Below are 25,646 nucleotides of genomic sequence, written 5' to 3' on the forward strand. Positions count from 1 at the left end.
GTCACGTCGGTTCCGGGCGCGCCCGCCGTCGAAACGGGCGGCGCGTTGTACGCGGAAAACACACTCATCGGCGCTCCAGGCCATTTGGGTCTTGTCGACCGCCTCGCCGGCGGTCCGCTCTTTTTGAGCATTCGCTCTTACCGGGCTAACGGCAGCCAGCTTACAGGCTTGAGCTTTGCCGAAGAATATCGTGCGCCGTAGCGTTCGCGACACAGCCGATCAGCCCGCGGACGCGCCGCTTGCGGCGAAGCGTTCGCGGTACGCCTGCGGCGACACGCCGAGCGAGCGCAGAAAGCCGCGCCGCATGGTTTCCTCGGTGCCGAAGCCGCAGCGGGCGGCCACGCGCTTGACGGGCAGCGCGGTATCGCCGAGCAGACGCCGGGCGGCTTCCAGCCGCAGCCGCTCGATGGAGCGCGCGGGCGTCATGCCGGTCTGCGCGCGGTAATGGCGCACGAAGCTGCGCTCGCTCATGCCGACGCGTGCCGCCAGCGTCGCCACCGAAAGATCGGCGGCCAGATTTTCGGCGATCCACGCGTGCAGTTCGCCGAAACCGTCGCCGGATTTTTGCAGCGAGAGCGCGGCGCTGAACTGCGCCTGCCCGCCCGGACGCTTCAGAAACACGACCAGATGACGCGCGACGTCGAGCGCGAGCGCGCGGCCGAGATCGTCCTCGACGAGCGCGAGGGCCAGATCGATGCCCGCCGTCACGCCCGCCGACGTCCAGACGGCGCCGTCGCGGATGAAGATGGGATCGGACTCCACGCGCACGGCCGGAAAGCGCGCGGCAAGCTCCGCGCAGCGGGTCCAGTGCGTGACGGCCCGGCGCTCGTGCAAGAGACCCGCCGCCGCGAGCAGAAACGCGCCGGTACACACGGAGGCCGTGCGGCGCGCGTGCTTCGCGCGCTCGCGAAGCCAGTCGACGAGCGTTCTGTCGCGCACCGCGCCATGCACGCCCCAGCCGCCCGCGACGATCAGCGTGTCGCACGGCGCGTCCGCCGCCGGCAGCGGATGGCCGACGAGCCCGAGGCCGGCGGAAGCCGTCGCTGTCGCGCCGGCCATGACGACCCGCGCGCGATACGGCTGCGGCAGGCCCGCCGCGACGGCCAGTTCGTTCGCCGACGCGAAGACCTGCAAGGGCCCGGCGACATCGAGCAATTGCACGTCGGGGAAGGCGAGAACATCGACGTCGCGCGGGGTGGGATCGGCGGAACGGGTCATGGTGGCGGAAAACGTGGGCTGGCTGTCGATTTCGCCATAGCGTAGCCGCGTAGCATGGGTTCGTCCACTTACATCGACCAAGGAGAAAGCGATGACCTTGCACATCGGCCTCTTGCTGTTTCCGGGCGTGCAGCAACTCGACATGACCGGGCCCTACGACGTGTTCGCGCACATGCCCGGCGCACAGGTTCACCTGATCTGGAAGACGCGCGAGCCGGTGCTGTCGACGGCGGGCATGGTCCTCACGCCCGACACGACATTCGACGACTGCCCCGTGCTCGACGTGCTGTGCGTGCCCGGCGGCGCGGGCGTCGGCGCGCTGATGGAAGATGACGAGACGCTCGCGTTTTTGCGCCGGCAAGCGTCGGGCGCGCGCTATGTGACGTCGGTGTGCACGGGCGCGCTCGTGCTCGGCGCGGCCGGACTATTACGCGGCAAACGCGCGACGACGCATTGGGCGTATCACGCGCTGCTCGCCGATCTCGGCGCGATTCCCGAGCGCGGGCGCGTCGTGCGCGACGGCAACGTGCTGACGGGCGGCGGCATCACGGCGGGCATCGACTTCGCGTTGACGCTCGCGGCGGAACTCATCGGCGAAGCGGGCGCGCAGGCCATTCAACTCGCGATGGAATATGCGCCCGCGCCGCCTTTCGATGCAGGCGATCCCGACCGCGCGAGCGCCGACGTGCTGCGCATGGTGCAGCAGCACGAGGCGGCGTCGCTTGCGGCGCGGCGTGAAATCACGGCGCGCGTCGCGCAACGGCTCGCGACGAACGCGTGAATCAGAAGTGCTTTTGCATGAAATAACGCGAGCGTTCGCCGTGAAAGCCGGCAAGCTCGCCGAAGGTCTGATAGCCGCAGCGCGCGTAAAGATCGCGCGCCTGCGGATTGAGCGTATCGAGCCAGGCGGCGCGGCAGCCGCGCTTTATGGCTTCCGCTTCCGCCGCTTCGAGGGCGCGTTGGGCGAGACCGCGACCGCGTGCGTCTTCGCGTATCCATAGCCATTTGACGAAGAGCCAGTTCCACGCGGTAAAGCCCGCGAGTCCGCCGACAAAGGCGTCGTCCACGTACATCGACACGGACAGATCGCGGTGTCCGCTCGGCCCGAGCTGCGCCGCATTGAACGCGGCGAGCCCGCCCGCGACTTCGTCCTCGAAGGATTCGTCGATCCAGTCGGTGACGGACACGGTCACGTCGCTCATATCAGACGTCCGCAGCCGGCGCGACCGATGCGCCCTTGGTCCCGTGCCGCGCGAGCGCGTCTGCAACAAAGCCCGAACCCTTCACGTCCTCGACGAATTCGCGCAGCACAGTGGCGGCCGCTTCGCCGCGCGATTTCGGCAAGCCCATTGCCTGCTGAATGACCATGAAGCGTTCGTTCAGGAGCCGCAGGCCCGGCGTGCGCGCGGCATCGGCTTCGAGTTGCTGCTTGACGCCTGCGGCCACTTCCAGCGCGTCGCGCATGAACGTTTCGACGACCGCTTGCGACGACGCCGCCCGCACGATCTGCGCGTGCCTGATCTCGCGCGTGAGAAAGAGGTCATACGCGCTGCCCTTGCCAACCACGATGCGATTGCCCGACCGATCCACTTCGTCATTACGCGTGAGCGGCGAGTCGTTGCGCACCAGATAGAAGCCTTCGATCAGCACATAAGGCGCGGTGAACGCGATGCTCGCGCCGCGCGTCGGATCGATCGCGAAGAAGCCGATGTCCGCCGCTTCGTTGGTCACGGCCTCGACTGATTTCGCTGCGGTGTCGAACGCGGTAAAGGCCACGTCGACGTTGAGCCGCGACGCCAGTTCGCGCGCGAGATCGACCGACACGCCGCCGGGCTCACCTTGCGAATCGCGGTGCGCGAGAATGGGATTGCCCAGATTGAGGGATGCGCGCAGCACGCCGGTCGGTGCGATGGCTTGCAGCACGGTCGAAGAAAGAGTCATGGCTTCGTGCGCCTCATGATGCGTGAGCATGCAGAATACGCGAATCGTGACCACGCTTGCAAAGGACAATCGCCATGCCCGAACCGCTCGACGCCCAAGCCCTTATCACGCGCCTCGGCCTGCAGCCGCATCCCGAAGGCGGTTACTTTCGTGAGACGTATCGTGCGAGTCAGCGTGTGACGCGCGAGGGCGCGAACGAACCGCGTTCGGCATCGACCGCGATCTACTATCTGCTGTGCGAGGGCGCGCATTCGGCGTGGCATCGCATTCGCTCGGATGAGGTCTGGCACTTTCATGCGGGCGATCCGCTTCTCGTGCATGTGCTCGACGCGCATGGCGTGCTGACCACGCATAAGCTTGGCAATATGCTTCTGACTGAAGACGCGGTGTTTCAGGCCGTCGTAAACGCGGGCGACTGGTTCGCGGCGCAATGCAGCGCGGCATCGGGCGCGTCGCTCGTCGGTTGCACGGTCGCGCCGGGCTTCGAGTTCAGTGAGTTCGAACTGGCGAATTGCGATGAACTCAAGGCGCGCTATCCGCAGCATCGCGAGTTGATCGAACGGCTCGCCTAGCGACGCGATGCCATGCCGAGCGTCGCGCACATGAATGCGCCAATGCGCTCAATGTCGTCGAGCGCAAGCACCGGCAAGGCGGTATCAATAGCGGCAGCGTCGTCCGTGGCGATCGCGAGAATGTCTGCGTCGCTCATGTAAAGCGGTTCCTTGCCCGTCGACGGCCGCACGACCTCGAGCCGTGGCATGGCTTCGCGCGTGAAGCCTTCGACGATCACGAAGTCCGCGTGCGAAAGACGCGCGGCGAGCACGGCAAGCGGCGGCTCCGGTTCATCGTTCAGTTCGTGCAAGATGGCATAGCGATACGGCGACGCGATCAGCACCTCTCCCGCGCCCGCGCGACGAAAGCGCGCACTGTCCTTGCCCGGCGGCTCGAGTTCGATGGAATGGTGACTATGCTTGATGACGTTGACCGTCAGTCCTTGCGCGCGAAACCACGGCAGCAAGGCTTCGATCAACGTGGTCTTGCCCTGGCCCGAGCGGCCCGAGATGCCGAAGAGCGGCGGGTGCGGCGAATTCATGCAATGGTTATGCCGTTGTCTGAGCGAATGAGTCCGGCAAGTGTAGCGGCTTCCGTGGCGAGCAAGGGCAAATCGCGCTATCGTCAGGCATCGTGCTTGCACTCATCGCGCCGCATCCACGCCGCGCCAGCAAGCGAATCGTGTCGAGCATCAGCGCATTTCACAGGATCAGGACATGGCCGAAGACACCCCCAGCACCGCTCTTGCTCCGCAGCAATTTTCCATCGACGTCATGCTCGAAAAGTACGCCAAAGGCGACGAGACGCGCGTCGACGATATCTATCGACGCGTGGCGCGCGGTGTCGCGCTCGCGGAGCCGCCCGAGCAGCGCGCGAAAGTCGAAGCGGAGTTCGTCGACAACTTCAAGCGCGGCGCGCTGGGCGCGGGCCGCATCATGAGTGCGGCGGGCGCGGGCATCGATGCCACGCTCATCAACTGCTTCGTGCAGCCCGTCGGCGATGCGATACAAGGCATCGACGACAACGGCTTGCCTGGCATCTATGTCGCGCTGTTGCAGGCCGCTGAGACCATGCGGCGAGGCGGCGGCGTGGGGTATAACTTTTCGGCAATCCGTCCGCGCGGCGCGCGCGTGCATTCGACAGGATCGGCGGCATCGGGACCATGCAGTTACATGGACGTGTTCGATGCCTCGTGCCGCACCGTGGAAAGCGCGGGCTCGCGTCGCGGCGCGCAGATGGGCATTCTCGACTGCACGCATCCCGACTTGCTCGAGTTCATCGCGGCCAAGCACACGAAAGGGCGGTGGAACAACTTCAACGTATCGGTCGCGGTGACGGACGAATTCATGCAAGCCGTCGCCGACGATGCCGTCTGGCAGCTCGTCCATAAGGCGGAGCCGTCGCCGGCACAACGGGCATCGGCAGATATCCGCCAACGCGACGACGGCTTGTGGGTCTATCGCGAAGTACAAGCGCGTGAGGTCTGGAACACGATCATGCGTTCTACTTACGATGTCGCAGAACCGGGCGTCGTCTTCATTTCGCGCATGAACGACGACAACAACCTGCGCGCACTGGAAGCGATTCGCGCGACCAATCCCTGCGGCGAACAGCCGTTGCCCGCGTATGGCTGCTGCAACCTCGGGCCGCTCAATCTCACGCGCTTCGTCTCTGATCCGTTCGCGCAGATGCGCGGCGGCGCACCGCGCTTCGACTGGGACGGCCTCGCGCGGACCACGCGCACTCAAGTGCGCTTTCTCGACGACGTGCTCGACGTGACGCTGTGGCCGCTGCCGGAACAGGCGCGCGAAGCGCAAGCGAAGCGCCGCATCGGCGTGGGCTTCACAGGTCTCGGCGATACGCTCGTCATGCTCGGCTTGCGATACGACGCGCAGGAAGGGCGCGACTTTGCGGCGCGTGTCGCGCGCACCATGCGCGACGAGGCGTATCGCGCGTCCGTGGAACTGGCGCGCGAACGCGGCGCTTTCCCGCTGTTCGACGCGCGGCGCTATCTGGAGCAAGGCACGTTCGCATCCCGTCTGCCCGACGACATCACGAGCGCCATTCAGGCGCATGGCATTCGCAACAGCCATCTGCTGTCCATCGCGCCGACAGGCACGGTGAGTCTCGCGTTCGCCGACAATGCATCGAACGGCATCGAGCCCGCGTTTTCGTGGACGTATCAGCGCACCAAGCGCATGGCGGACGGCTCGCGTCAGAGCTTCGCGGTGGAGGACCATGCCTATCGTCTGTATCGCGAGATGGGCGGGGACGTCAACGCGCTGCCCGATTACTTCGTGAGCGCGCTCGACATGTCCGCGCACGATCACCTCGAAATGATGGCGGCGGTGCAGCCTTTCGTGGATACGTCCATCTCGAAGACAGTGAACGTGCCGGCCGACTATCCGTTCGACAAGTTTCAGGACCTCTACTTCGAAGCATGGCGGCGCGGCCTCAAGGGGCTCGCCACGTATCGGCCCAACGATACGCTCGGCGCGGTGCTGTCCGTCACGCCGCAGGAGACGCCGAGCGATTCGCCCGATCCCGAACTGGACCTCGACCCCTTGCGCATTGCGATCGATCATCGGCCGCGCGGTGAATTGCCCGCGATCATCGAGAAGGTCGAGTATCTGACGCAGGCGGGAAAGAAGTCGCTCTATCTCGCGGTGTCGTTCATCGAAGTGACGGGGCGCATCGCGGGCGAGGACGTGACCATCGAGCGTCCAATTGAATTCTTCATTCCGACCGGACAAAGCGACGAATCGCAGCAATGGATCACGGCGACCATGCGTTCGCTTTCGCTCGCGGCGCGCGGCGGCTTCGCGGCGCGGACCTTGCAGGACATGCGCAAGGTGTCGTGGGACCGGGGACAGGTGCGGCTCGGCGATGTCGAGCGGCTCGACGGTCATCGCAGTCCGCGCTGGCACGATTCCGAAGTCGCGGCGCTGGCGTACGCGATCCAGCAGATTCTCCATCGACGCGGCTTTCTCGATGCAGAGGGCAACCAGATGCCCTCGCGCGTGCTGGCGCGCAAGCGCGGCGAGGCGGCATTGCCTGTGCGCGCCTTGCAGCCTGCCGACGAACAAGACACGCATGACGACGTGTCGCAAGCGCCCGTCGATCCGCATGGACTCGCGCAGATGCACGGACGCAAGTGCGCGACGTGCGGCGCAAACGCCGTGATCCGCAAGGATGGGTGCGACTTCTGCACCGCGTGTGGGGAGATTGGCGCGTGCGGTTGATGCGCTGATCGGATTTTGAATTCAAAGCGCCGTTCGCGCGCCGTTGAACCACGCCGCGCTTCACTCAGGTCAGTGGCGAGCCTTCTCGACTCCCGCTGACCGTTTCTCTTCTTCCTCCGAACGCAACGCTGCTTCCGCACAGGCGAAGCGCGGCACCTGTCGCGTGCTGTCAGTTATTAAAGACGACTTACGAATTAAGAATTCTCGGGATGCTTTTCGAGTTCGGTTGATTGAAAATTCCGCCCGGTGCTTCAACTGCATAGGCTAAACATAAACCGAGGGCCGAACCGTCCCACTGCTCAGGCAGTGGCGGCCGTGGGCGAATGCACCTGTCCGGCGTCAAGGTGAGAGTCCGCTGCTGCTGTATCACCGCAGCGCCGCTCTAATTTGGAACCGATTTTTTTACTTGCATGGAGTTTTGAAAATGAAGAAGTCCGTATTTTCGGCTTTGATCGCTGGCCTGTTGAGCATTGCTGCGGGCGGCGCGTTCGCATCAGACGGAACCATCACGTTCAACGGCGCGCTCACCGCCAGCACGTGCACGATCAACGGCAACGGGACGTCGTCGAAGGACTTCACCGTCACGCTGCCGACCGTGTCCACCTCGACGCTGACCGCGTCCGGCCAGACCGCAGGCGCGACTTCGTACAACATCGCGCTCAGCGCATGCGCCCCGGTGACGACCACGAGCAAGGCAGCGGTGTTCTACGAAGCAGGCTCGACGGTCGATCCGGCCGACGGCCGTCTGATCGTTGCCACCGGCGGCGCGCAAAACGTCAAGCTGGAACTGCTGAATCAAGACCAGACGCCGATCAAGGCGGGCTATTCGCGCGACCTGCAAAACTCGAAGCCGGCCGACATCTCGTCGGGCGCGGCGACGCTGAACTATGAGGTCCGCTACTACGCAACCGGCGCGACGTCGGCGGGTGCGGCGAACTCGTCGGTCGTGTACAGCATCGACTACCAATAACCGGGTGTCGTGTCAGCGGAACGTTCGCTTATTTTACGTGTGAACGTTCCGGTGCAAGGGCGGGCTCGCGCCCGCCTCTCCTTGATATTGCTTCGCCTGGGCGCTTCTCCGTCACTATGAAACTGTTTAGCCGACTCGCATCCGTTGCGGTGCTTCTTGCCGTGATTCAGGGCTTTGGCCCACAGGCCCGTGCTTCGGTGGTCATCGCCGGCACACGCGTCGTGTACAACCAGAGCGATTCAGAAGTCACCGTCAAGCTCACCAACAACGGCAAGCTTCCCGGTCTCACGAAGGTCTGGATCGACAAGGGCGATGCGGACGCCAAGCCGGATACGATCGACGTGCCTTTCACGATCAACCCGCCAATGATGCGTATCGATCCGGGCAAGTCGCAGACACTGCGCATCATGTCGACTGGCGAGCCCCTGCCGGGAGATGCCGAATCCGTGCTTTACCTGAACGTGCTGGAAGTGCCGCCGAAGCCGACAGGCGACGAAGCGAGCGCCAATCAGCTGCAACTCGCCTTCCGTACGCGCATCAAGTTTTTCTATCGCCCGACGAGCCTGAAGGGCCAGGCGAGCGACGCGCCCGAAGCCATCGTGTGGCATCTGAAGCGTGAAGGTGGCAAGAACTTGCTCGTGGCCGATAACCCTACGCAGTACCACGTGTCCTTCGACCGCGTGCAACTGACGGATGGCGCGCACACGGCGCAATTTACTGATGGCGGCATGGTCGGACCCGGCGAGAGCAAGGCGTTCCCGTTGAAGGGCGAACTTCCCGCTGCCGGCGCGAAGGTTCGCTATACGGCGATCAACGATTACGGCGGACCGCAGACCGGCGACGCCACGCTCGCCCCCTGATGCGGCGTCGCGAACCGGCTCGAGCCGGCTGCCCGACGCCAGCGCGGCACAGCGCCGCACAATGACCCCGTGAAGATGCACTAGCGCGCATGCCCCCGTGGCATGCGGCGGGATGGCTTTGCTCGCCTATTTCGGATAACTGAATGAAAACGCACACCTGCAGCGCCCACTTGTCCGGCGCGCGATTAAGACCTGTCACGCTGTTCACGCTTCAGGCTTTGGCCGCGATGGGTGTCAGCGCGCACGCCTGGGCGGATGCCTCGCCTCAGCCCGCAGCCGTGGAGTTCAACGAGCAGTTTCTCGATTCGAGCGGTAGCCAGAAGCTGGACATCTCACGCTTCAACAACGGACAGCCGGTCTTGCCGGGCACCTATCGCGCCGATACCTACGTCAACAACGTCTGGCGCGGCAAGTTCAGCGTGGACGTGCGCGACTCCACGGCGCATCCTGGCGTCGTTCAGCCGTGCGTGACCGCCGACCTGCTCGAAGGCTTCGGCGTCGATCTGCGCAAGCTGTCGCCGGAATCCGCCGCGAAGCTCGAGGCGGCCGGAAGCGCGTGTCTGACACTGCCTGAGCTGATTCCCGGCGCGATCGCCACGTTCGACGGCGGCGAGCAGCGTCTCGACGTGAGCGTGCCGCAAATCGCGATGAACAGCAGGGCGCGCGGCTATGTGGATCCGAAGTACTGGGACGACGGGATCACCGCCGGAACATTGCAGTACAACGCGAACGCGTACCACAGTTCCGCGGGCGGCTTCAACAACGATTCGGAATACCTCGGCCTGATCGGCGGCATCAACGTCGGCCCGTGGCGTTTCCGCTATCAGGGCAACGTCACGCACAACAACGTCAGCGGCTCGCATTATCAGAGCGTGCAGACGTATGCGCAGCGTGCGTTCAAGGACATCAAGAGTCAACTGACGGTCGGCGACACCTTCACCGACGGCGCGCTGTTCGACAGCTTCGGGCTGCGCGGCGCCTCGCTCGGCACCGACGACCGCATGTTTCCCGAGTCGCAACGCGGCTATGCGCCGGTGGTGCACGGCATCGCCAACAGCAATGCGCGCGTGCAGGTCCGGCAGAACGGGAACATCATCTACGAGACGACGGTCGCGCCCGGCGCGTTCGAAATCGACGACCTGTACCCGACAGGTTACGGCGGCAACCTCGATGTGATCATCACCGAGGCCGACGGCACGCAGCACATCTCGACGGTGCCTTACGCTGCGGCGGTCAGTGCGCTGCGGCCGGGCGTCACGCGTTATAGCGCGAGCATCGGTGCGTATCGCGATCCGAACGTCAATATTCATCCGTTCGTGTCGCAGTTCACGTTGCAGCGCGGCATCAGCAATCTGGTGACGCTCTACGGCGGCGTGAGCGCGGCGGACATGTACTTCTCCACGATGATCGGCACGGCGCTCAACACGGGCGTCGGCGCATTCGGTCTCGATGTCACGCAGGCGATCGCCAGCTTCAAGGGCTACGGCACGCGCAACGGGGCGAGCGTGCGAATCAGCTATTCGCGCCTGTTCGAGCCGACGAACACGAACATCGCCATTGCAGCATACCGCTATTCGACGAGCGGCTTCTTCGCGCTGCCCGACGCCGTGATGATGCGTCAGCTGAACGAGGAGCATCAGCCCGGTCTCATGAGCGCGCTGCAAAAGTCGCGTGTTCAGTTCACGTTGAACCAGAGCATCGGCGAGGGCGCACAGTACGGCTCCCTCTATGCGATGGGCTCCTTCCAGACGTACTGGAACCGGTCCAATCACGATACGCAACTGCAGATCGGCTACACCAACAGCTGGAAGCGCATGACGTATGGCGCGTCGTTCGTGCGGCAATTCCAGGTGAACACGAACCGGTGGGACAACCGCATCATGCTGAACCTGTCCATCCCGCTTGGATTCGGGGCGCACGCGCCGCAGTCGACGACCAACTTCCAGCACGACACCGCCGACGGCAGTTCGAGCATCCAGCAATCGGTCACGGGTACGCTCGGCGTCGATAACGCATTCAGCTACGGGATCAACGCGAATTTGAACGACGGCGGCAGGAACGCCAGCAATTCCGCGAGCGCCGGCGGCAACATCGGATACGTGGCACCTTTCGCGATGCTCAACGCGAATGCGAGCACGGGCCGCAACTTCTCGCAAGTCGGCGCGGGCATGTCGGGCGGCGTGGTGGCATGGCGCGACGGCGTCGCGTTCACCCCGAACATGGGCGATACGGTCGCCGTTGTCGAAGCGAGCGACGCGGCCGGCGCGCGCCTCGCCAACGGCACGGGCTTGCGCGTGGACCGTTGGGGACATGCCGTCGTATCCGGCATGCAGCCGTATTCGAACAACGACATCGAACTGGACCCGAAAGGCTTGCCGATCAACATCGCGATGAAGTCCACGGTCCAGCGCACGGCGCCGACAGCCGGTGCGGTGGTGCGCCTCAAGTTCGAGACGGAGAACATGGGCAAGCCGGCGGTCATGCGGATTTCGCAACCGGATGGCAAGCCCTTGCCGTTCGGCTCCGAAGTGTACGACGCCGAAAACCGCAGCGTCGGCACGGTGGCGCAGGGTAGCCGCATCATCGCGACCGGTCTGAAGGCCGATGCTGGCACGCTGAACGTGAAGTGGGGCGAAGCGCCCGAGCAGCGTTGCGCGGTGCGTTATCAATTGCCGGCGGTGACGGATGCCTCCAAGCCGAACTCGATCAGCATTTCGGACGCTGTCTGTCAGTGAGTGCCATTAAGCTTAAATTAGTCAGGAAGCCAAAATGAAAAACATGGATCGGCTCGCAGCCAGGCTGCTGCGATGGATGTTGTGCTGGATCGCTGCGCTCGCGTTCGTGCCGTCGTCTGCATGGGCCACCGCAAGCTGCACGGTCAACTACAGTTCGTTCACGCTGACGTTGCCGCCATCGGTAGCCGTCGCGCGTGACTTACCAAACGGATCGATTCTGACAGCATGGTCGCTGTCGCCCTCGAAGAACGACTATTGGACCTGCATCGTCACGGGGCAAGTCTATACGGGAACGGACTTCGAAACGGCGGGCGTCACGACGGGCGGGGCGACCGTGTACACGGCCAATTATCAGGGCGTCGATTTCGAGGTGTATCCGACCAACGTGCCGGGCGTGGGCATCGCGATGGGCGGTTATGTCATTCCGAACAGCCTGCCCGCCGGGCCGCGCACGTTCTCCAAGCTCGGCCGTCAGTGGAATAACAACGGCACGATCTACAACGGCGGACAGTTGATCGTCGCGCTGGTCAAGATTGGCGACATCACGCCGGGAACGGCGACGGGCATGGTCGCGCAGGCGTTCTCTTGGCAGACGCTCACGCCGCCGCCAGCGGGCGACGTGCCGTCGGCGGGCGTCATCAACTTCTATATCACGCCGGTTGTCATCACGGTGCTGACGTGCCAGACGCCCGATGTCACGGTGCCCATGGGCATTCAGGGACCGGCGGACCTGCCGAGTATCGGCCCCGCGCCAAGCAAGGTTTCATCGTTCAATCTGAGTCTGAACAACTGTCCGGGCGGGACGGTCGTGAGCGGAACATCGGCAGGGCAGATACACAGCATCCAGTACAGGATCGATCCGTCGAGCGGGCTGATTGCCGGCTATAGCAATGTCGCTGCGTTGAGCGGGTCGCCGACTGCGGCAGGCGTCGGCATCCAGCTCTACGACAACACGGGCGCGGTGTTTCCGTACAGCACGTATATGACGCTGAACGGTTTCGACAGCATGAACGGAGGCAATTACACGATACCGATGCAAGCGCGCTACTACCGCACCGGCACGCTCAGCGCGGGCCCCGCGAACTCGACGATGACGATGACCGTGCTGTACCAGTGACCCGGTCGGCGGCGACGTGAGCGGTACGCCCATGTCGCCATCGAGCGGCCAGCAACAGAGATCAAGGAGAAGCAAACATGAACAGACTGAAAATTGGACTCGTCGCGCTCGGGCTCACAAGCGCAGCGTCGGCGTTCGCGGCTGACGCGACGTTGACCTTCACCGGCACTATCATCCTGCCGACCTGTACTGTCGACTCGAGCTCGGTCAATCAAACGATTGCACTCGGGACCGCGAGAACCACGGACTTCACCGCGGTAGGCAGCACGCAGAACCCGAAGCCGTTCAACATCAACCTGACCAATTGCGCGGCCAACACGAACGTTGCCATGACGGTCAACGGAACGGCGGGTACCGTGCAAAGCGTGCTCGCGAATACGGGCACGGCAGCCCAGGTTGGCGTGCAGTTGTTGAAAGCCGTCAATGCCGGCGATACAACGGGCACACCCATCACGCTCAATGCGTCTTTGAACATAGGAACCGTCGATGCCACCAACGCCTTGACTATCCCGATGGTGGCACAGTTCTATCGGTTGGGAACCATGACGGGCGGGACGGTATCATCGACGGCGACGGTGAACTTCGCCTATAACTGATCGGCAGGAATGCAGAATATCCGCGCAACCCCGTATAGTCGTATGCAGGGTCCGCGTGGAAAATTGGGTCGCGTGGTGCACGAACAACGCATCAACAACGCATCAACAGCGCCACGCGTCCCTTGTTTGTTGAAACCTAGAGAAACTGAAATGCAAAGAATCGACCGAAACGCCCTGGCTCAAGCTGAACTCGCAGGCGGCACCGCGAAGGCCTCGAGCTCCTCGTCTTCGTCCACGAACGTCACGATCTCCATTGCGGGGGCGCCGAGCGGCTCGGGCGGCTCGGGCGGCTCGAACAATTCGAACGACAAAGCCACGCTCGCACTCTCCGTCAGCAGGCGCTAATTCGGGCGTTGGCGAAGCAAGGCCATCCTCGTTGAGGGTGGCCTTTTTGTTTGGCGATTGCGGCTGGCTGCATGTGCCATTCGCTCTCCGAATTACTGCCACACGACAAGCATATGTTGATTCTGCTTGCGAATACGGTTGTATATCGCGCTAAATCGCTTACAAGCAGATTAATAGATTGCCACTTTTATGCAAATCGTTGGCAGGCATTGCCTGTTGTGAGTCTTTCGGAGTTTTCGCAGTTTACCGGCATGCGCGAACTATCTAAGATCGCACCTTCAGGATAATTAAGTATTTCCTGATGAAGCCCTGACATGGAAGGGCCGATTGTCGAGTGGGCCGATTCGTAGTCGGTTCTACTCATATTCCGTAATTTGCAGGAGGAAGTGAAAATGCAGAAAATCGAACGTAACGCATTGGGTCAAGCTTCGTTGGCTGGCGGCTGCCATAAGGCGAGCAGCAAGTCGTCGGCGAATACGACGGTCGTTATTTACATCCAAGGTAAGTAACGCGCTTCGGTTCGCATAATCGGCTGTTTCTCGCCGGCACCATTGCTCGCGAGCGAAAGCCAGGGCGGGCGGGGCCGCGGACCCGCCCCCCGCTGCGATTTTAGAAAGAGTTCGTCATGCCTGCGTTGCGTCCCGCGCTGAAGAAATGGCTTGCGCTGCGAAAGCATCGCATGCAGCGTTGTATCGTCGGCCGAATCCCAATGGCGTCCGTGGAAAAGGTCGCGCATGTGCTGTGGATCGTGCGCAGCGCATTCGACGCAAATGCGCGTGCGAATGGCGAGATTCGGGCTGAAATCGGCCGGGACGTGCTGCATTTGCCAAAGGGTCGCGCGGGTCGAGCATGCTCTGGCGCGCAAGTGGAGAAATTGATCGACCAGCGGATTTACTTTGGCCGGGATATTCGCAAGACCGAAGCGTGGGCGGATCTCGACGAAATCGCCAAGATTCTCGTGGCCGTTGTGAAGAAGCTGAAACAGGAAGCGCCCGCACGGCCGGTATTCATCTCGCCGTTCCATTTCGTATCTCAATACGCGAACATTTATATCGTCGAGCGCATGGCGGCATTGCTCGGCTTGCAGTCGATGTCCGTGGTGTCCGGCGTGCCGCGCAATCAATACGGCGACGACCACGCGCTGATTCCCGGCATCAAAGTCCTCTACACCTATGGCGACGCGAACCGCAACGGACTGGGCGTACGCGTGGCGCGCTCGCTGAAACGCGACGGCGTGGCGGTCCTCTTTAGCGACGTCCCGCCGTTCACCATGCACCGTTACCCGATGGAGACGGTGGAAGTCACCATGTTCGGCAAGAGCGCCCGACTCCATAACGGCGTCTTTCGAATGGGTGAGAGCTTCGGCGCGGTGCTGCTGCCGTTCTATCTGCGCTTTTCGCGTGGCCGTTTCGAAGCGCGGCTCTTCGACGCGCTTCCGCTCAACGAGCCCGAATCGCCGCAGCGGTTGGCCGCTTATATCGAGACTGCGCTCAACGACAACTACGAGCAGTGGCTTCCGGCCGGACATCCCGCCATGTATGCCTTTGCTCCGTCACGCTAGGACACTACAGCGCATTGTTGGCGCGCGTTTGAAGTTGCGACGTCCCGAAGTGCACCGCGTCATTCCAGGCAATCACTCATGCAACCGACCGATATCCCTCAATTCAAAGACGTGCCGTGGCGCTGGATAGCCTATGCGACATCGGTGTTCACCGTCGTGGCGATCGCCTTCGGTTTCGTGCATGAAATCGAACTGAAGCAGGACGTCACCGGCGAAGTCGTTTCCGCATCCGAAGTCAAAATCCAGGGCTTGGCGGGGCTCGTCTCGGCGATTTACGCGCGGCCTTCGGAACATGTCGAGCCGGGTACACCGCTCTTTCGTCTCCAACGCGACTTCTCGCTGACTACCGATGGTCTGCGCCGGCAAGTCTTCGACGAAAAGATGCGCGACGACCAGATTCACTCAATCGACGAGCAGTACAGCGAGCGTCGCGTTCAGTTGAATGCGCAACGCGAGACGGCGCGTCTGACGGAAGCCAGCAAGCGCGCGGAATTGGGCTCGCTCGACGCACAGATCGCGCAGAACGCGCAACTCGTCGGCGAATTCGAGCAGCGGCTTGCGCGGCTCAGCTCCGTGTCGGACTACGTGACGGCCGACAAGCTGGAACAGGCGCGGGCGGACGTACATCAAGGCAAGGTGACGGTCGCGCAGAGCGTCGCGCGCAGGCAGCAACTGGCCGGTGAAGTGAGCGCATCGAGCAGCAGTCAGACTGACCTCGAAGCCCAGCTGCGCGAACTCGACGCACGTCATGCGCGCGATGTACAGGATGTCCGCGCACGTTTCGAGCGTGAGCGGCAGGACGCGACGGTGTCAGCGCCCAAAGGCGGCACCGTGACGTTCTCCGGTTTGGTGGCGGGCCGGATGCTTGCTGCGGGCGATGTCGCGATGGTGATTTCGACGAAGGACAGTGGCCCGCTGCGCGCGGCACTGAGCATTCCGTCGCGGCGGCGCGGCTTCGTGCGCGAAGGCCAGATCGTGCGCCTCAAGTTCGATGCCTTTCCGTACGCGAAGTTCGGGACGTACGAGGCGCGCATCGATTCCATTTCCGGCACGACGGTGCTGCCCGCGAGTCCGGTCGCGCCGCCCGGCACGCCCGGCGCCCCTGATCCGTCCGAGCAGACCTCAACCACCAAGGAGTCCGATGGAGATTACCTGGCGTGGGCCACGCTGCGCGGCAACACGTTCGATTTCGAGGGTCAGCACTTCAAGATTCTTCCGGGCATGCGGGCGACGGCGAGCATCGTCGTCGAGCGCCGGACGATTGCCGAGTGGGTCCTCGGGCCGCTGTTCAGAATGCTAAGAGGTTGATGTGCGCGTTATCTATCAGAATGAAGTCGCCGAATGCGGTTACGCGTGTCTCGCGATGGTGCTGTCTCATCTCGGCCGCGCGACCGATGTCCGCGAGTTGTCAGCGTACAAGCCGATCTCGGCGAACGGTCTCTCGTTGATGGACCTGTACGACGTCGCCATCGATTTCGGGCTTGCGGTGCAGGCGTACCGGTTCGACGCATCGGACCTGTCGGCCGTCAAGAAGGGCTCGATCCTCCATTTCGGCGGCGCTCACTTCGTCGTCTTCGAGAAGGCGGGGCACGGCTATGTCCGCGTGATCGATCCGGCAACGGGTCGCCGGCGCGTTTCGATGGACACGTTCCGCTCCGCCGTCTCGGGCTTCCTGCTCGAATTCGCGCCGACGCCGCAGATGCCGCGCATCCGCGCGAAGTCGCGCGTGCCGGCGGCGCTCAAGCGCGTGCGCGCGCTCAGTCCGCAGATGAGGGCGCAGATCGGCAAGATCGCGTTCGTCGCGCTCGGCAGCCAGTTCGCCATCCTGGCGGCGCCTTATTTCGGCAATCTCGTGCTCGACTACGTGGTTGCAGCGGACAACCGCAATCTGCTCAACGTGCTCGTCGCCACCTTCGCCAGCATCTTCCTGCTGGGGGCGCTCAGCGAATTCGTTCAGAAGTACCTGACCGAGCTGCTTTACAACATCACGCAGATCAATTCCACCGAGGGCTTGCTCGGGCATTTGCTGCGCAATCCGATGTCGTGGTTCGAAAAGCGCCACGTCGGCGATGTCTTCGCGCGCGTGAAAGCGCAGGACGAAATCAGCGTGTTCACCACGCGCACGACGGTGTCGCTCATCATCGACCTGACGGTCGGGGCCATCGCGCTCGTGCTGATGCTCATACAGAGCCGCCAGTTGGCGGGCGTGGCGTTGCTGATCTTCGCGGCGTACGTCGCGCTGGCGCTCAGCATGTTCGCCGCGATGCGCGACAACCATGCGCTCGTGCTGGAAACATCCGCGCGTTGCGATGACTCGCTCATCGAAACCATTCGCGCCGCCTCGCTGCTGAAGCTGGCGCAAGGCGAGACGCGGCGCACCGCCATCTACATGACGATTTACAAGGCGTATGCCGCGGCGCTTCTCAAGAGCAGCCGTCTCGCCTGCACCCGCGACGGCTTGCTGAAGCTCGTGACTTACGCGGATACCATCGTCATCACCTGGCTTGCCGCGCGGCTGATGCTCGGCGGCAAGGTGTCGGTCGGCGTGTTCTATTCGTTCCTGATCTACAAGTCGCTCATGTCCGAACGGCTCGCGAGCGGGATCAACGCCACGTTCCAGTACTTCATGCTGAGCGTGCCGACCGCGCGTGTCGACGATATCGTGGAGAGCGAGAACGAGCGTTACACGCCGCTCGCCGATACGCAGCGCGCAACGGAAGTGCGGTCGTTCGAGCAAATCGACGTGCGCGACGTGACGTTCAGCTATGGCGTTTCCGATGAGCCGGTCCTGAAGAATGCGAGCTTGCGTATTCGCCGTGGCGACAAGATCGCCATTACGGGGCCTTCCGGCAGCGGCAAGTCCACATTGTTCAAGCTGCTGTCGGCGGCCGAGCCGCTTCGCGACGGGCATATCGCGTTGAATGGCATCGCATGGCCGAATCTCACCGTCGATGAAATCCGCCGTCATCAGGCGCATATGCGGCAGGGCGACATCATTCTGCACGGCTCGATTGCGGATAACGTGACGCTGTTTGCCGCGCAGACGGACGAAGACCGCATTCATAAGCTGCTGGCCGACGTCGGCCTTCTCGACGACATCATGCGTTTGCCGATGCGTACGCGCACCGTCATCAGCGACACCATCGCGAATATCTCGGCCGGTCAGCGCCAGCGGCTCTTGCTTGCACGTGCGCTGTATCAGCAGCGCGAATTGTTGCTGCTCGACGAACCGACGTCGAATCTCGATCCCGCGTCGGTGCGGCGTATCGCGTCGCTGCTGCGCAATCTCGATCGCACGGTGGTGGTGATCACGCATGACATGTCGCTGGCATCGGCATTCGATACGCGCTATCGGTTCGATGCCGGGGCGCTGTTGCCCGAACGCGATGCAACAAGCAACACCCTGCCGGACGAAACGCTCCATGCTTAATCGACGCATTTCGTTATGCGCGCTCGCGTGCGCGCTCGTGTTCGTCGATGCCGCGCACGCGGACGACCTCGTCGGCATCGTCCAACAGGCGCTCGATCACGACGCGGAGCTCGGTCAGGCACGGGCCGCGTACGAGGCCGCGAAGCAGGCGATTCCGATTGCACGCGCTGCGCTGCTGCCGCAGATCGCGGGCGGCTGGGGGCGCTCGTACAACCGCATCGACATGGATGGCTTTCCGCGCCAGAAGTATTGGCAGAACGGCTGGATGGTGACCATGGCGCAGCCGCTGTTCGACTGGAGCAAGTGGACCGCTTACCGGCAGGCGGATTTCGTCGTGGCGCAGGGCGCGGTCGACTTCGCGGGCGCGCAGCAGGCGTCGATTCTGCGGGCCGTGCGCGCCTATTTCGATGAACTCGCCGCCGAAGACGAAGTGAAGCGCGCGGCCGACTATCTCTCGGCCATCGACGCGCAACTGGAGCAGGTGCGTCGCAAACGGGCAGCAGGCGAGGTGACGCTGATCGACCAGCGCGAAGCCGACACCGCCCGCGAGCAGGCGCAGTTGCAGCAGGCCGATGCACAGGAGGAACTGAGCGTGAAGCGCCGCGCGTTGCAGCAAGTCACTGGCCGGCCGTTCGCTGCGCTGGCCTCGTTGCCGCCCGGCACGGGGTTGCCCACGCTCGCCGAAGGCGAGGAAACGTGGGTCGAGCAGGCTAAGTCGCGCGGCTATGATGTGCAATCCAAACAACTCGGCTGGGAAGTCGCCAAGTTCGATTCGACCAAGGCTCGCGCGGCGAACTATCCGGTCGTCAGCGTGACCGGCAGTTACACGCCGGCGGGCGCGGCGTCCGGCTATTCGCGGCCCACCACGACGACAACCGGCATGCTGCAGATTCAGATTCCGCTCTTCTCCGGTGGCGAGCTTCAGGCGCGCGTGAAGCAGTCGCTTGCGCTCGAAGACAAAGCCAAGGAGAGCTACGAGCTGGCGTCGAATCAGGCGGAAGCATCCGCTCGCAACAACTTTGCGAAGTATGTGCGGGAACGTCAGCGGACCGACGCGCTCACGCATCTGGTGCAAAGCTCGCGCGATACGCTGAACGCCACCGAGGTCGGTTTCAAGGTAGGAAGCCGCACGGGCAACGACGTGCTGCGCGCCATCGATGCGCTGTACACGGCCCGCCGCGATCTGCTGCGCTCGCGTTACGCGGCAGTCGTCGCGTTTCTGCAATTGAAAGCGGATGTCGCCACCTTGAGCACCGACGATATCGCCGACATGAACAGTAAGCTCTGCTGCGCGTTGCAGACATCGAGCGCCGACGCGCGCTAGGCGGCGCGCATTATTCGGCGCTCGTCGCTGCGCGCTTCACCGCGCGAACCACGCGGGCGAGGGCCTTTAATGAATCGGCGGGGGCGTCGGCGAACTGCGCCGCCACGATTGCACCATCCACCGCCAACGCGAGCGCCTGCGCATCGGCCTTCGCGGTGCGCGACGGCGGCATCAGCCCGCGAATGGCGGCGGTCATCTCCCGCTTGTGCCGCCGCGCGATCTCGACGGCCTGCGGCAGCGTACCGCCGACTTCCACGACTGAATTGATGAATGCGCAACCCCGGTACGTGTCGCCGCCGAACCATTCGGCGAGCGCGGGAACGAGCGCGGACAGTGTGCCGCCATGCCGCGAGAGCGCATCGCGGAACCACGTCATCCAGTTGTCGTGCCGATACTCCAGGAACGCGACGATCAGATCGTCCTTGCTCGGAAAATAGCGATAGAACGTCTTCTTCGCGACGCCGGATTCCGCGATCACGCGATCGATTCCGGTCGCGCGGATACCGTCGCGGTAAAAGAGGTCGTGCGCGGTACGCAGGATACGCGCATCCGGCGCAAGCTCGGCGATGTCGGCAGGAGAGGCGTTCAAGTTCATCATGCAGCCGATTGTAGACAGGTTCGTCTACCTGCGCTAGAGTGCCCTTCAGGTAGACAATCCTGTCTACCGCGTGCAGCGTCATCCGGACATGTCATGGAAACAAGACCGCCCGTTCCGCCGTTCGACGCAGAAACTGCCGCGCTCAAGGTTCGTCTCGCCGAAGACGGCTGGAACACGCGCGACCCAAAGCGCGTTGCGCTGGCTTATACCGAGGACACGCGCTGGCGCAACCGTGCGGAGTTCGTCAATGGACGCGAGCAAGTCGAGGCTTTTCTGCAGCGCAAGTGGGTGCGTGAACTGGACTATCGGCTGATCAAGGAATTGTGGGCGTTCACCGGAAACCGTATTGCCGTGCGCTTCGCGTATGAATGGCATGACGATTCGGGTAACTGGCACCGCAGTTACGGCAACGAGAACTGGCAGTTCAACGAAGCGGGACTCATGACGCATCGGCATGCGTCGATCAACGATCTGCCGATCAAGGAATCCGAGCGCAAATATCACTGGCCGCTTGGCCGACGTCCCGACGATCACCCGGGCTTGAGCGATCTCGGCCTGTAGCAGCCGGTCGCGCAAAGGCGCTCACATGTCGCGCCGCCGGCGAAACGCCCACCATCCGGCGAGCACGGTAAAGCTCGCGACGATCACGACCAGCAGCCAGAAGCCGTGATGATTCTCCGCAAGCGGTATGCCGCCGACATTCATGCCGAAGAATCCGGCGACGATGTTAATCGGCAACGCGAGCACGGTCACGAGCGTCAGCGTGAAAAGCGTGCGGTTGCTTTGCTCGTCCATGCGCGTCGCGATTTCTTCCTGCAACAGCTTGATGCGCTCGACGAGTCCCGCGAGGTCGTTGAGCACGAGCGAAAACTCCTCGGTGGCGTCGCGCAAGTCCTGGATGTCTTGCGCATGAAGCCAGCGCGGCGGGCGCGCGAGCAGGCGGAACACTGAACCGGGTTCCGGCGCGAGCAGCCGTTGCAGCCTCACGAGCACGCGCCGTTGCGCGCCGAGATCGGAGCGCGTGGTGGACGAATGCGTCGAAAGAAAGCGATCCTCGATGCCGTCCACTTCCGCGCTCGTACGCCGCACGATCTGCACGAGCAGGTCCGCCTGATCGCGCAGCAGGTGCGCGAGCAACTCTGCCGGCGCGCGGAACACTTCGCCGCGCCGCACCGACTCGCGCAGCGAATCGATGGAGCGCAGCGGCTTCATGCGCGCCGTGACCAGCAGCTTCTGGTGCGTGTAGACCCACAGCGTCGCGATCTCCGAGGGCGTCAGCTCGAAATTGAACATCACGTCGTTGATGACCGCGAGAAGCGCGCCCTCCTGATGCTCGATGCGCGTCGAGTGCGATCCTTCATGCAGCGTGTCGAAGAATGAGTCGGGCAGGCCGAGCCGCGTCTTCATCCATCGTTCGCACGCGCTGTTCGCCAGATCGAAGTGCAGCCATAGGAACTCCTTGGTCGTGTCGTCGCGGGCGAGCCAGTCGCTCGCCGCATCCGAATCGATCGGCTCGCCGGGCTGATCGACGCGGAAGCGGAAGCCGCAGACAAGGCCGGTGAAGTCGGAGCCGTAGAGCGGTCTTTGCGGGATGGCGGGGTTCATGCGGACGTTGGGTGGCGGTCGAAGACGGGCGGCGTGCTTTGTCAGGCGCTAGTGTGCCACCGGTCAGGGTTCGGCAAGCGGCTCTTTGCCGCGTGACGCCGCGCGAAATAATCGTCGGGATTCATGGCGCGGAATGTAAGAATGATTGTCATATTGACGGCGTATGATGGCCGGATACGCGACGATCCACGCCGGTCCGGCGGGCACCGTCTGTCTAACCTGGGGAGAAGGGCTGTGGATGATGACCGTGACGATATGGACAGCGCGACGCAAACCACCGCGGCGGGGCTGATACGCCTCGCAACGGTGATTTCGGCTTTGGCGCGCGACGGCGCGGTGGACACGCGCTTCGGCGCCAAGCTCTTTAAGCGGCTCGACAAGGAAGCGCGGCGCGTGGCGGCCGGCGGCGAGCTGGCCTGCGAGGAAGCCGACCGCGATGCGCTCTTCGCCGCGCTCGGCGAACTCGACGTCGCCCTGCGGCAGCGCGACGCCGCCTCGCTTGTTCAGGCTAACGCGCGCCTGCGTGAGAGCGAAGAGGGCGCCGCTAAACGCCGCAAGGGAAAGCGCGAAACGAGCGCGTAAGCGGGTGCCTGAGCGGGCATCCGAGCGGGCGCGGATCGTGCGAGAGGGCGGGCAGATGAATTCATCGACTCGTCATGCCTGTGAACTTGCACTCCCCCCGATGCGCCCTGTGGACCAATCGCAGTATCGACGTCGATCTCCCGTGCTGGCGGATTCTCGTCGTCGATGACAATGCCTCCAGTGCCGAGGCGCTTGCCGCGGCGCTCGCCGCCGACGGATTCGAAACGCGGATCGCCCTCTCGGGCGTCGACGCGCTCCATGCCGTGGACGGTTGGGTACCGCACATCGTCATTCTCGATATCAGCATGCCGGAGCACGACGGCTTCGCTACTGCGCGGGTTTTGCGGCGCATCGCCCGCACGCGCGACGCGGGGATCGTCGCGTTTACCGCGCTCGGCGAGGAACTCGTGCGTACTCAGGGCCTGCACGCAGGCTTTGACGGGTACTGCCAGAAAGGCAATTCGCCCGCCACGCTGGTTCATCTGATGCAGCGGCTCGTCCACTGATAGCGCCCAGAATCGGTGCTTTTGCGGCCCGATCGGCGGAATAATTGTTCCGTCCCCGAAGAACAACGTGGCGCTGCGGAGCCCTCGTTCAAGCCTTACACAGCAAGGCCGCCCAGCGTATTCGCACACCCGTACGGCCAGCGATTGTTGGCGCTGCGTGAATACTCTATTGAAATATATCGGGATAAAAAAACGATAGTAGGGGTATACACTGCATTCCATCGACGTAGCAGACAGTTTCTCGCAAGACCGCTGCGGCGCTTTCTGATTGAACGTCAACCGTCTTTGGAGCTCACCATGAAACGCAATCTTCTCGCTACCCTGCTTATCGCCGCTTCCGCCACCATCGCTGCGCCCGCTTTCGCAAGCGGCTACGGCCCGGCTCCGTTCTATCGCCCGGCTGTCGGCGCACCGACGTCGCAACAAGGCCCGAGCGCACAAGCCATCGCTGCCGATGAGCACGCACACGGCGCCGATGCCAACGCCTTCGGCGGCTCGCGTGATTCGCTGGCTCAATCCGGCGCACGTACCCAAGCAGCAAACAGCACCAACTCGGTCTTCTTCGGCCACTAATCGAACGGTCTCGCCGGCTTACCCGCCGGCTTGCAGGACTGAAGCGACTCATTCGGCGCCCGGCGCGGCAGACTCACAAGGTCTGCACGCTCCGGGCGCCGATGCTTTTGCGGCACGCCGTTCAGGCGTTGACGATCGCGCCGCGCATCACGTTGGCGAGTTCGGATGCCTCGAACTTAGAGACATACGCGTTCGCGCCGACCTTGCGCACATGCTGCTCGTTCGCCGATCCCGACAGCGACGAGTGAATCACCACCGGGATATGCTGCAAACCGCTGTCGGCCTTGATGCGGCGCGTGAGCGTGAAACCGTCCATCTCGGGCATTTCGAGGTCGGTCAGCACGAGCGCGATTTCGTCGGAGACTTCGGTGCCGTGCTTGTGCGCCTTGCGCAGCGCCGCTTCGAGCACGTCCCACGCTTCCTGGCCGGTCTTCGTCATGACGAACGGCACGCCCATCGCGGTCAGGCTCTGCTCGATCAGCGCCCGCGCGACGCCCGAATCGTCCGCCGCCAGCACGCGTGCGCCCGGCTTCAGTTGCAGACGGCCGGTGCGCGCCTCCGTGATGTCCGATTCCTGTCCCGGCAGCACGTCCCGCACGATGCGCTCGACGTCCAGCACTTGCGCGAGCCGCGATCCGTCGACGTTGCCGTCGAGCCGCGCGAAGCTCGTCACCGTGCGCCCGCTCGAATGCGATTCCGCCGACAACACCTGATTCCACTCCAGCCGCACGATGTCGTCGACTTCCTCGACCGCGAAGCCCTGCGTCGTGCGCGCGAACTCGGTGACGAGCAGAATCTTCGGCCCGTTCTTCGGGCGGCAACCGGTGATGCGCGCGAGGTCGATCACCGGAATGATCTGCCCGCGAATATCCGCGACGCCGAGAATCTCGTCGCTCGAACCGGCGACGGCGGTGATCGTCGGCATCGCGAGAATCTCGCGCACCTTGAATACGTTGATGCCGTAAAGCTCGCGCTGCTCCGACTCCGGCGCTTCGCCCAGCCTGAAGAGAAGCAACTCGAACATGTTGTTGCCGGCGAGCCGCACGCGCTGCTCGATATCCTGTTGTGAATTGCTCACATCTTCTCCGTGTATTGTTGGCGCTGAGCCGCGTATTCTTCGCGAACGACAGATTTCCCGCGCGATGCCTGATTAGCGGCATGAATCGGCGAAACTGAAGGCAGGGAAAGCAGAGGCGCGGCGCCGTGCGTGTCCTATACTCTTTCGCGAATGGTCGGGTTAATGCCGATGAAGGCATCGGGCGGAAGCCTTACGCTCGATACAGCGCAGCAACGTGTTCCGGATACAACGCAGCGCGCTCGCCGGCCACACGCGGACGGCGAACGGCGCGCAAGCCAGACGGAGGCGGTCGATGGCAACAGTCGCAAAGGTTCTGAGCTCGAAACCCGAACAGACGGTCTACACGATCGCGGACACGTCGCCGGTCTTCGACGCCATTAAGATGATGGCCGACAAGCACATCGGCGCGGTGATCGTCACGCGCGGCGACGAAATCGTCGGCATCATGACCGAGCGCGACTACGCGCGCAAAGTCGTGCTCATGGACCGCTCGTCGAAAGACACGCCGGTGCGCGACATCATGACCTCGCACGTGCGCTACGTGCGGCCCGACCAGACCACCGACGACTGCATGGCGCTCATGACCGAGAAGCGCATGCGCCATTTGCCGGTGATCGACGACGGCAAGCTCGTCGGCATGATTTCCATCGGCGATCTGGTGAAGAACATCATCTCCGAGCAGCAGTTCACCATTCAGCAGCTCGAGTACTACATTCGCGGCGAGCACACGTAAGCGTCCGGCAGGGCGCGCCCGCGTTGTAAGGCTTTCGTTATAATCGGCACGGCTCGCCGGCCGCGTCCACGCGTATCGGC

The 25,646-nt window shown here is 63.4% G+C and carries 25 protein-coding genes; 17 read left to right on the forward strand and 8 right to left on the reverse strand.

What is annotated here, in order from left to right:
• Positions 1-219: 219 nt before the first annotated feature.
• Entirely contained in the window at positions 220-1,218 is a 999-nt protein-coding gene (locus GV035_RS07945; protein ID WP_159834405.1) for a GlxA family transcriptional regulator, read from the reverse strand.
• Positions 1,219-1,309: 91 nt separating this feature from the next.
• On the opposite strand from GV035_RS07945, the gene GV035_RS07950 reads away from it, so the two are divergent.
• Positions 1,310-1,999 carry a DJ-1/PfpI family protein gene (locus tag GV035_RS07950; protein WP_159834406.1) on the forward strand — a complete coding sequence of 230 codons (690 nt, stop codon included), beginning with the start codon at positions 1,310-1,312 and terminating at the stop codon, positions 1,997-1,999.
• A 1-nt stretch (position 2,000) separates the two neighbouring features.
• Here the strand turns inward: GV035_RS07950 and GV035_RS07955 are convergent, their stop codons facing one another.
• Both GV035_RS07955 and GV035_RS07960 read right to left on the reverse strand, forming a co-directional pair.
• Entirely contained in the window at positions 2,001-2,420 is a 420-nt protein-coding gene (locus GV035_RS07955) for a GNAT family N-acetyltransferase (RefSeq protein WP_159834407.1), read from the reverse strand.
• 1 nt (position 2,421) lies between these two features.
• Positions 2,422-3,159, reverse strand: a complete 738-nt coding sequence (locus GV035_RS07960; RefSeq protein ID WP_159834408.1) for an ABC transporter substrate-binding protein — start codon at positions 3,157-3,159, stop codon at positions 2,422-2,424.
• A 74-nt stretch (positions 3,160-3,233) separates the two neighbouring features.
• Here GV035_RS07960 and GV035_RS07965 point away from each other — a divergent pair, with 74 nt between their 5' ends.
• Positions 3,234-3,731 carry a cupin domain-containing protein gene (locus GV035_RS07965; protein ID WP_159834409.1) on the forward strand — a complete coding sequence of 166 codons (498 nt, stop codon included), beginning with the start codon at positions 3,234-3,236 and terminating at the stop codon, positions 3,729-3,731.
• Here the strand turns inward: GV035_RS07965 and mobB are convergent.
• A complete protein-coding gene (mobB, locus tag GV035_RS07970; RefSeq protein WP_159834410.1) occupies positions 3,728-4,252 on the reverse strand; it encodes a molybdopterin-guanine dinucleotide biosynthesis protein B in 525 nt (174 codons plus the stop codon). The two genes, GV035_RS07965 and mobB, sit on opposite strands and share 4 nt — an antisense overlap.
• Positions 4,253-4,427: 175 nt before the next feature.
• Between mobB and GV035_RS07975 the strand changes: the two genes are divergently transcribed.
• The 6 genes from GV035_RS07975 (at position 4,428) to GV035_RS08000 (ending at position 13,231) form a co-directional block, all read left to right on the forward strand.
• A complete protein-coding gene (locus tag GV035_RS07975; protein ID WP_159834411.1) occupies positions 4,428-6,953 on the forward strand; it encodes an adenosylcobalamin-dependent ribonucleoside-diphosphate reductase in 2,526 nt (841 codons plus the stop codon).
• 424 nt (positions 6,954-7,377) lie between these two features.
• Positions 7,378-7,923 (forward strand): fimbrial protein, encoded by a 546-nt coding sequence (locus tag GV035_RS07980; protein WP_159834412.1) that lies wholly within the window; start codon positions 7,378-7,380, stop codon positions 7,921-7,923.
• Positions 7,924-8,039: 116 nt separating this feature from the next.
• Positions 8,040-8,783 (forward strand): fimbria/pilus periplasmic chaperone, encoded by a 744-nt coding sequence (locus GV035_RS07985; RefSeq protein ID WP_159834413.1) that lies wholly within the window; start codon positions 8,040-8,042, stop codon positions 8,781-8,783.
• Positions 8,784-8,926: 143 nt separating this feature from the next.
• On the forward strand, positions 8,927-11,518 hold the full coding sequence (locus tag GV035_RS07990; protein ID WP_159834414.1) for a fimbria/pilus outer membrane usher protein: 2,592 nt from the start codon (positions 8,927-8,929) through the stop codon (positions 11,516-11,518).
• Between the two features lie 34 nt (positions 11,519-11,552).
• Positions 11,553-12,635, forward strand: coding sequence for a fimbrial protein (locus GV035_RS07995; protein ID WP_159834415.1), 1,083 nt, complete (start codon positions 11,553-11,555; stop codon positions 12,633-12,635).
• A 77-nt stretch (positions 12,636-12,712) separates the two neighbouring features.
• On the forward strand, positions 12,713-13,231 hold the full coding sequence (locus tag GV035_RS08000) for a fimbrial protein (protein WP_159834416.1): 519 nt from the start codon (positions 12,713-12,715) through the stop codon (positions 13,229-13,231).
• A 179-nt stretch (positions 13,232-13,410) separates the two neighbouring features.
• Here the strand turns inward: GV035_RS08000 and GV035_RS08005 are convergent, their stop codons facing one another.
• Complete coding sequence (locus GV035_RS08005; protein ID WP_159834417.1) at positions 13,411-13,548, reverse strand: hypothetical protein; 138 nt, start codon at positions 13,546-13,548, stop codon at positions 13,411-13,413.
• Between the two features lie 653 nt (positions 13,549-14,201).
• Here GV035_RS08005 and GV035_RS08010 point away from each other — a divergent pair.
• The 4 genes from GV035_RS08010 to GV035_RS08025 all read left to right on the forward strand — a co-directional run bounded on the left by GV035_RS08010 (position 14,202) and on the right by GV035_RS08025 (position 19,891).
• Positions 14,202-15,137 carry a hypothetical protein gene (locus tag GV035_RS08010; protein WP_201303931.1) on the forward strand — a complete coding sequence of 312 codons (936 nt, stop codon included), beginning with the start codon at positions 14,202-14,204 and terminating at the stop codon, positions 15,135-15,137.
• 78 nt (positions 15,138-15,215) lie between these two features.
• On the forward strand, positions 15,216-16,445 hold the full coding sequence (locus GV035_RS08015; protein ID WP_159834418.1) for an HlyD family secretion protein: 1,230 nt from the start codon (positions 15,216-15,218) through the stop codon (positions 16,443-16,445).
• A gap of 1 nt (position 16,446) precedes the next feature.
• Complete coding sequence (locus GV035_RS08020; RefSeq protein ID WP_159834419.1) at positions 16,447-18,567, forward strand: peptidase domain-containing ABC transporter; 2,121 nt, start codon at positions 16,447-16,449, stop codon at positions 18,565-18,567.
• Positions 18,560-19,891: a TolC family outer membrane protein gene (locus tag GV035_RS08025; RefSeq protein ID WP_159834420.1), complete on the forward strand. Its 1,332-nt coding sequence runs from the start codon at positions 18,560-18,562 to the stop codon at positions 19,889-19,891. Before GV035_RS08020 ends, GV035_RS08025 begins: the two co-directional genes overlap by 8 nt.
• A gap of 10 nt (positions 19,892-19,901) precedes the next feature.
• Here the strand turns inward: GV035_RS08025 and GV035_RS08030 are convergent, their stop codons facing one another.
• The gene (locus GV035_RS08030) at positions 19,902-20,486 is read right to left on the reverse strand and encodes a TetR/AcrR family transcriptional regulator (protein ID WP_159835030.1); all 585 of its coding nucleotides are present in this window, start codon (positions 20,484-20,486) and stop codon (positions 19,902-19,904) included.
• 96 nt (positions 20,487-20,582) lie between these two features.
• Here GV035_RS08030 and GV035_RS08035 point away from each other — a divergent pair, with 96 nt between their 5' ends.
• Complete coding sequence (locus tag GV035_RS08035; RefSeq protein WP_159834421.1) at positions 20,583-21,050, forward strand: nuclear transport factor 2 family protein; 468 nt, start codon at positions 20,583-20,585, stop codon at positions 21,048-21,050.
• 21 nt (positions 21,051-21,071) lie between these two features.
• Here GV035_RS08035 and GV035_RS08040 read toward each other — a convergent pair whose 3' ends face one another.
• Positions 21,072-22,094: a transporter gene (locus GV035_RS08040; RefSeq protein ID WP_159834422.1), complete on the reverse strand. Its 1,023-nt coding sequence runs from the start codon at positions 22,092-22,094 to the stop codon at positions 21,072-21,074.
• A gap of 153 nt (positions 22,095-22,247) precedes the next feature.
• Between GV035_RS08040 and GV035_RS08045 the strand changes: the two genes are divergently transcribed.
• From GV035_RS08045 to GV035_RS08055, 3 genes are all read left to right on the forward strand, one after another.
• Positions 22,248-22,676 carry a hypothetical protein gene (locus GV035_RS08045; RefSeq protein WP_236572486.1) on the forward strand — a complete coding sequence of 143 codons (429 nt, stop codon included), beginning with the start codon at positions 22,248-22,250 and terminating at the stop codon, positions 22,674-22,676.
• 74 nt (positions 22,677-22,750) lie between these two features.
• Entirely contained in the window at positions 22,751-23,182 is a 432-nt protein-coding gene (locus GV035_RS08050; protein WP_159834423.1) for a response regulator, read from the forward strand.
• A 297-nt stretch (positions 23,183-23,479) separates the two neighbouring features.
• The gene (locus GV035_RS08055) at positions 23,480-23,755 is read left to right on the forward strand and encodes a hypothetical protein (protein ID WP_159835032.1); all 276 of its coding nucleotides are present in this window, start codon (positions 23,480-23,482) and stop codon (positions 23,753-23,755) included.
• 121 nt (positions 23,756-23,876) lie between these two features.
• Here GV035_RS08055 and GV035_RS08060 read toward each other — a convergent pair whose 3' ends face one another.
• On the reverse strand, positions 23,877-24,833 hold the full coding sequence (locus GV035_RS08060) for a chemotaxis protein (RefSeq protein ID WP_159834424.1): 957 nt from the start codon (positions 24,831-24,833) through the stop codon (positions 23,877-23,879).
• A 292-nt stretch (positions 24,834-25,125) separates the two neighbouring features.
• Between GV035_RS08060 and GV035_RS08065 the strand changes: the two genes are divergently transcribed.
• A complete protein-coding gene (locus tag GV035_RS08065; RefSeq protein ID WP_159834425.1) occupies positions 25,126-25,566 on the forward strand; it encodes a CBS domain-containing protein in 441 nt (146 codons plus the stop codon).
• The last annotated feature ends 80 nt before the right edge of the window (positions 25,567-25,646 follow it).

The sequence above is a fragment of the Burkholderia sp. 8Y genome, from assembly GCF_902506145.1.
GTDB lineage: Bacteria > Pseudomonadota > Gammaproteobacteria > Burkholderiales > Burkholderiaceae > Caballeronia.

What these genes read in the sequence shown, in the direction of transcription:
- GV035_RS07945 (WP_159834405.1), bottom strand. Translation starts at nt 1,218, where the DNA reads ATGACCCGTTCCGCCGATCCCACCCCGCGCGACGTCGATGTTCTCGCC.
- GV035_RS07950 (WP_159834406.1), top strand. Translation starts at nt 1,310, where the DNA reads ATGACCTTGCACATCGGCCTCTTGCTGTTTCCGGGCGTGCAGCAACTC.
- GV035_RS07955 (WP_159834407.1), bottom strand. Translation starts at nt 2,420, where the DNA reads ATGAGCGACGTGACCGTGTCCGTCACCGACTGGATCGACGAATCCTTC.
- GV035_RS07960 (WP_159834408.1), bottom strand. Translation starts at nt 3,159, where the DNA reads ATGACTCTTTCTTCGACCGTGCTGCAAGCCATCGCACCGACCGGCGTG.
- GV035_RS07965 (WP_159834409.1), top strand. Translation starts at nt 3,234, where the DNA reads ATGCCCGAACCGCTCGACGCCCAAGCCCTTATCACGCGCCTCGGCCTG.
- mobB (WP_159834410.1), bottom strand. Translation starts at nt 4,252, where the DNA reads ATGAATTCGCCGCACCCGCCGCTCTTCGGCATCTCGGGCCGCTCGGGC.
- GV035_RS07975 (WP_159834411.1), top strand. Translation starts at nt 4,428, where the DNA reads ATGGCCGAAGACACCCCCAGCACCGCTCTTGCTCCGCAGCAATTTTCC.
- GV035_RS07980 (WP_159834412.1), top strand. Translation starts at nt 7,378, where the DNA reads ATGAAGAAGTCCGTATTTTCGGCTTTGATCGCTGGCCTGTTGAGCATT.
- GV035_RS07985 (WP_159834413.1), top strand. Translation starts at nt 8,040, where the DNA reads ATGAAACTGTTTAGCCGACTCGCATCCGTTGCGGTGCTTCTTGCCGTG.
- GV035_RS07990 (WP_159834414.1), top strand. Translation starts at nt 8,927, where the DNA reads ATGAAAACGCACACCTGCAGCGCCCACTTGTCCGGCGCGCGATTAAGA.
- GV035_RS07995 (WP_159834415.1), top strand. Translation starts at nt 11,553, where the DNA reads ATGAAAAACATGGATCGGCTCGCAGCCAGGCTGCTGCGATGGATGTTG.
- GV035_RS08000 (WP_159834416.1), top strand. Translation starts at nt 12,713, where the DNA reads ATGAACAGACTGAAAATTGGACTCGTCGCGCTCGGGCTCACAAGCGCA.
- GV035_RS08010 (WP_201303931.1), top strand. Translation starts at nt 14,202, where the DNA reads ATGCCTGCGTTGCGTCCCGCGCTGAAGAAATGGCTTGCGCTGCGAAAG.
- GV035_RS08015 (WP_159834418.1), top strand. Translation starts at nt 15,216, where the DNA reads ATGCAACCGACCGATATCCCTCAATTCAAAGACGTGCCGTGGCGCTGG.
- GV035_RS08025 (WP_159834420.1), top strand. Translation starts at nt 18,560, where the DNA reads ATGCTTAATCGACGCATTTCGTTATGCGCGCTCGCGTGCGCGCTCGTG.
- GV035_RS08030 (WP_159835030.1), bottom strand. Translation starts at nt 20,486, where the DNA reads ATGAACTTGAACGCCTCTCCTGCCGACATCGCCGAGCTTGCGCCGGAT.
- GV035_RS08035 (WP_159834421.1), top strand. Translation starts at nt 20,583, where the DNA reads ATGGAAACAAGACCGCCCGTTCCGCCGTTCGACGCAGAAACTGCCGCG.
- GV035_RS08040 (WP_159834422.1), bottom strand. Translation starts at nt 22,094, where the DNA reads ATGAACCCCGCCATCCCGCAAAGACCGCTCTACGGCTCCGACTTCACC.
- GV035_RS08050 (WP_159834423.1), top strand. Translation starts at nt 22,751, where the DNA reads ATGCCTGTGAACTTGCACTCCCCCCGATGCGCCCTGTGGACCAATCGC.
- GV035_RS08055 (WP_159835032.1), top strand. Translation starts at nt 23,480, where the DNA reads ATGAAACGCAATCTTCTCGCTACCCTGCTTATCGCCGCTTCCGCCACC.
- GV035_RS08065 (WP_159834425.1), top strand. Translation starts at nt 25,126, where the DNA reads ATGGCAACAGTCGCAAAGGTTCTGAGCTCGAAACCCGAACAGACGGTC.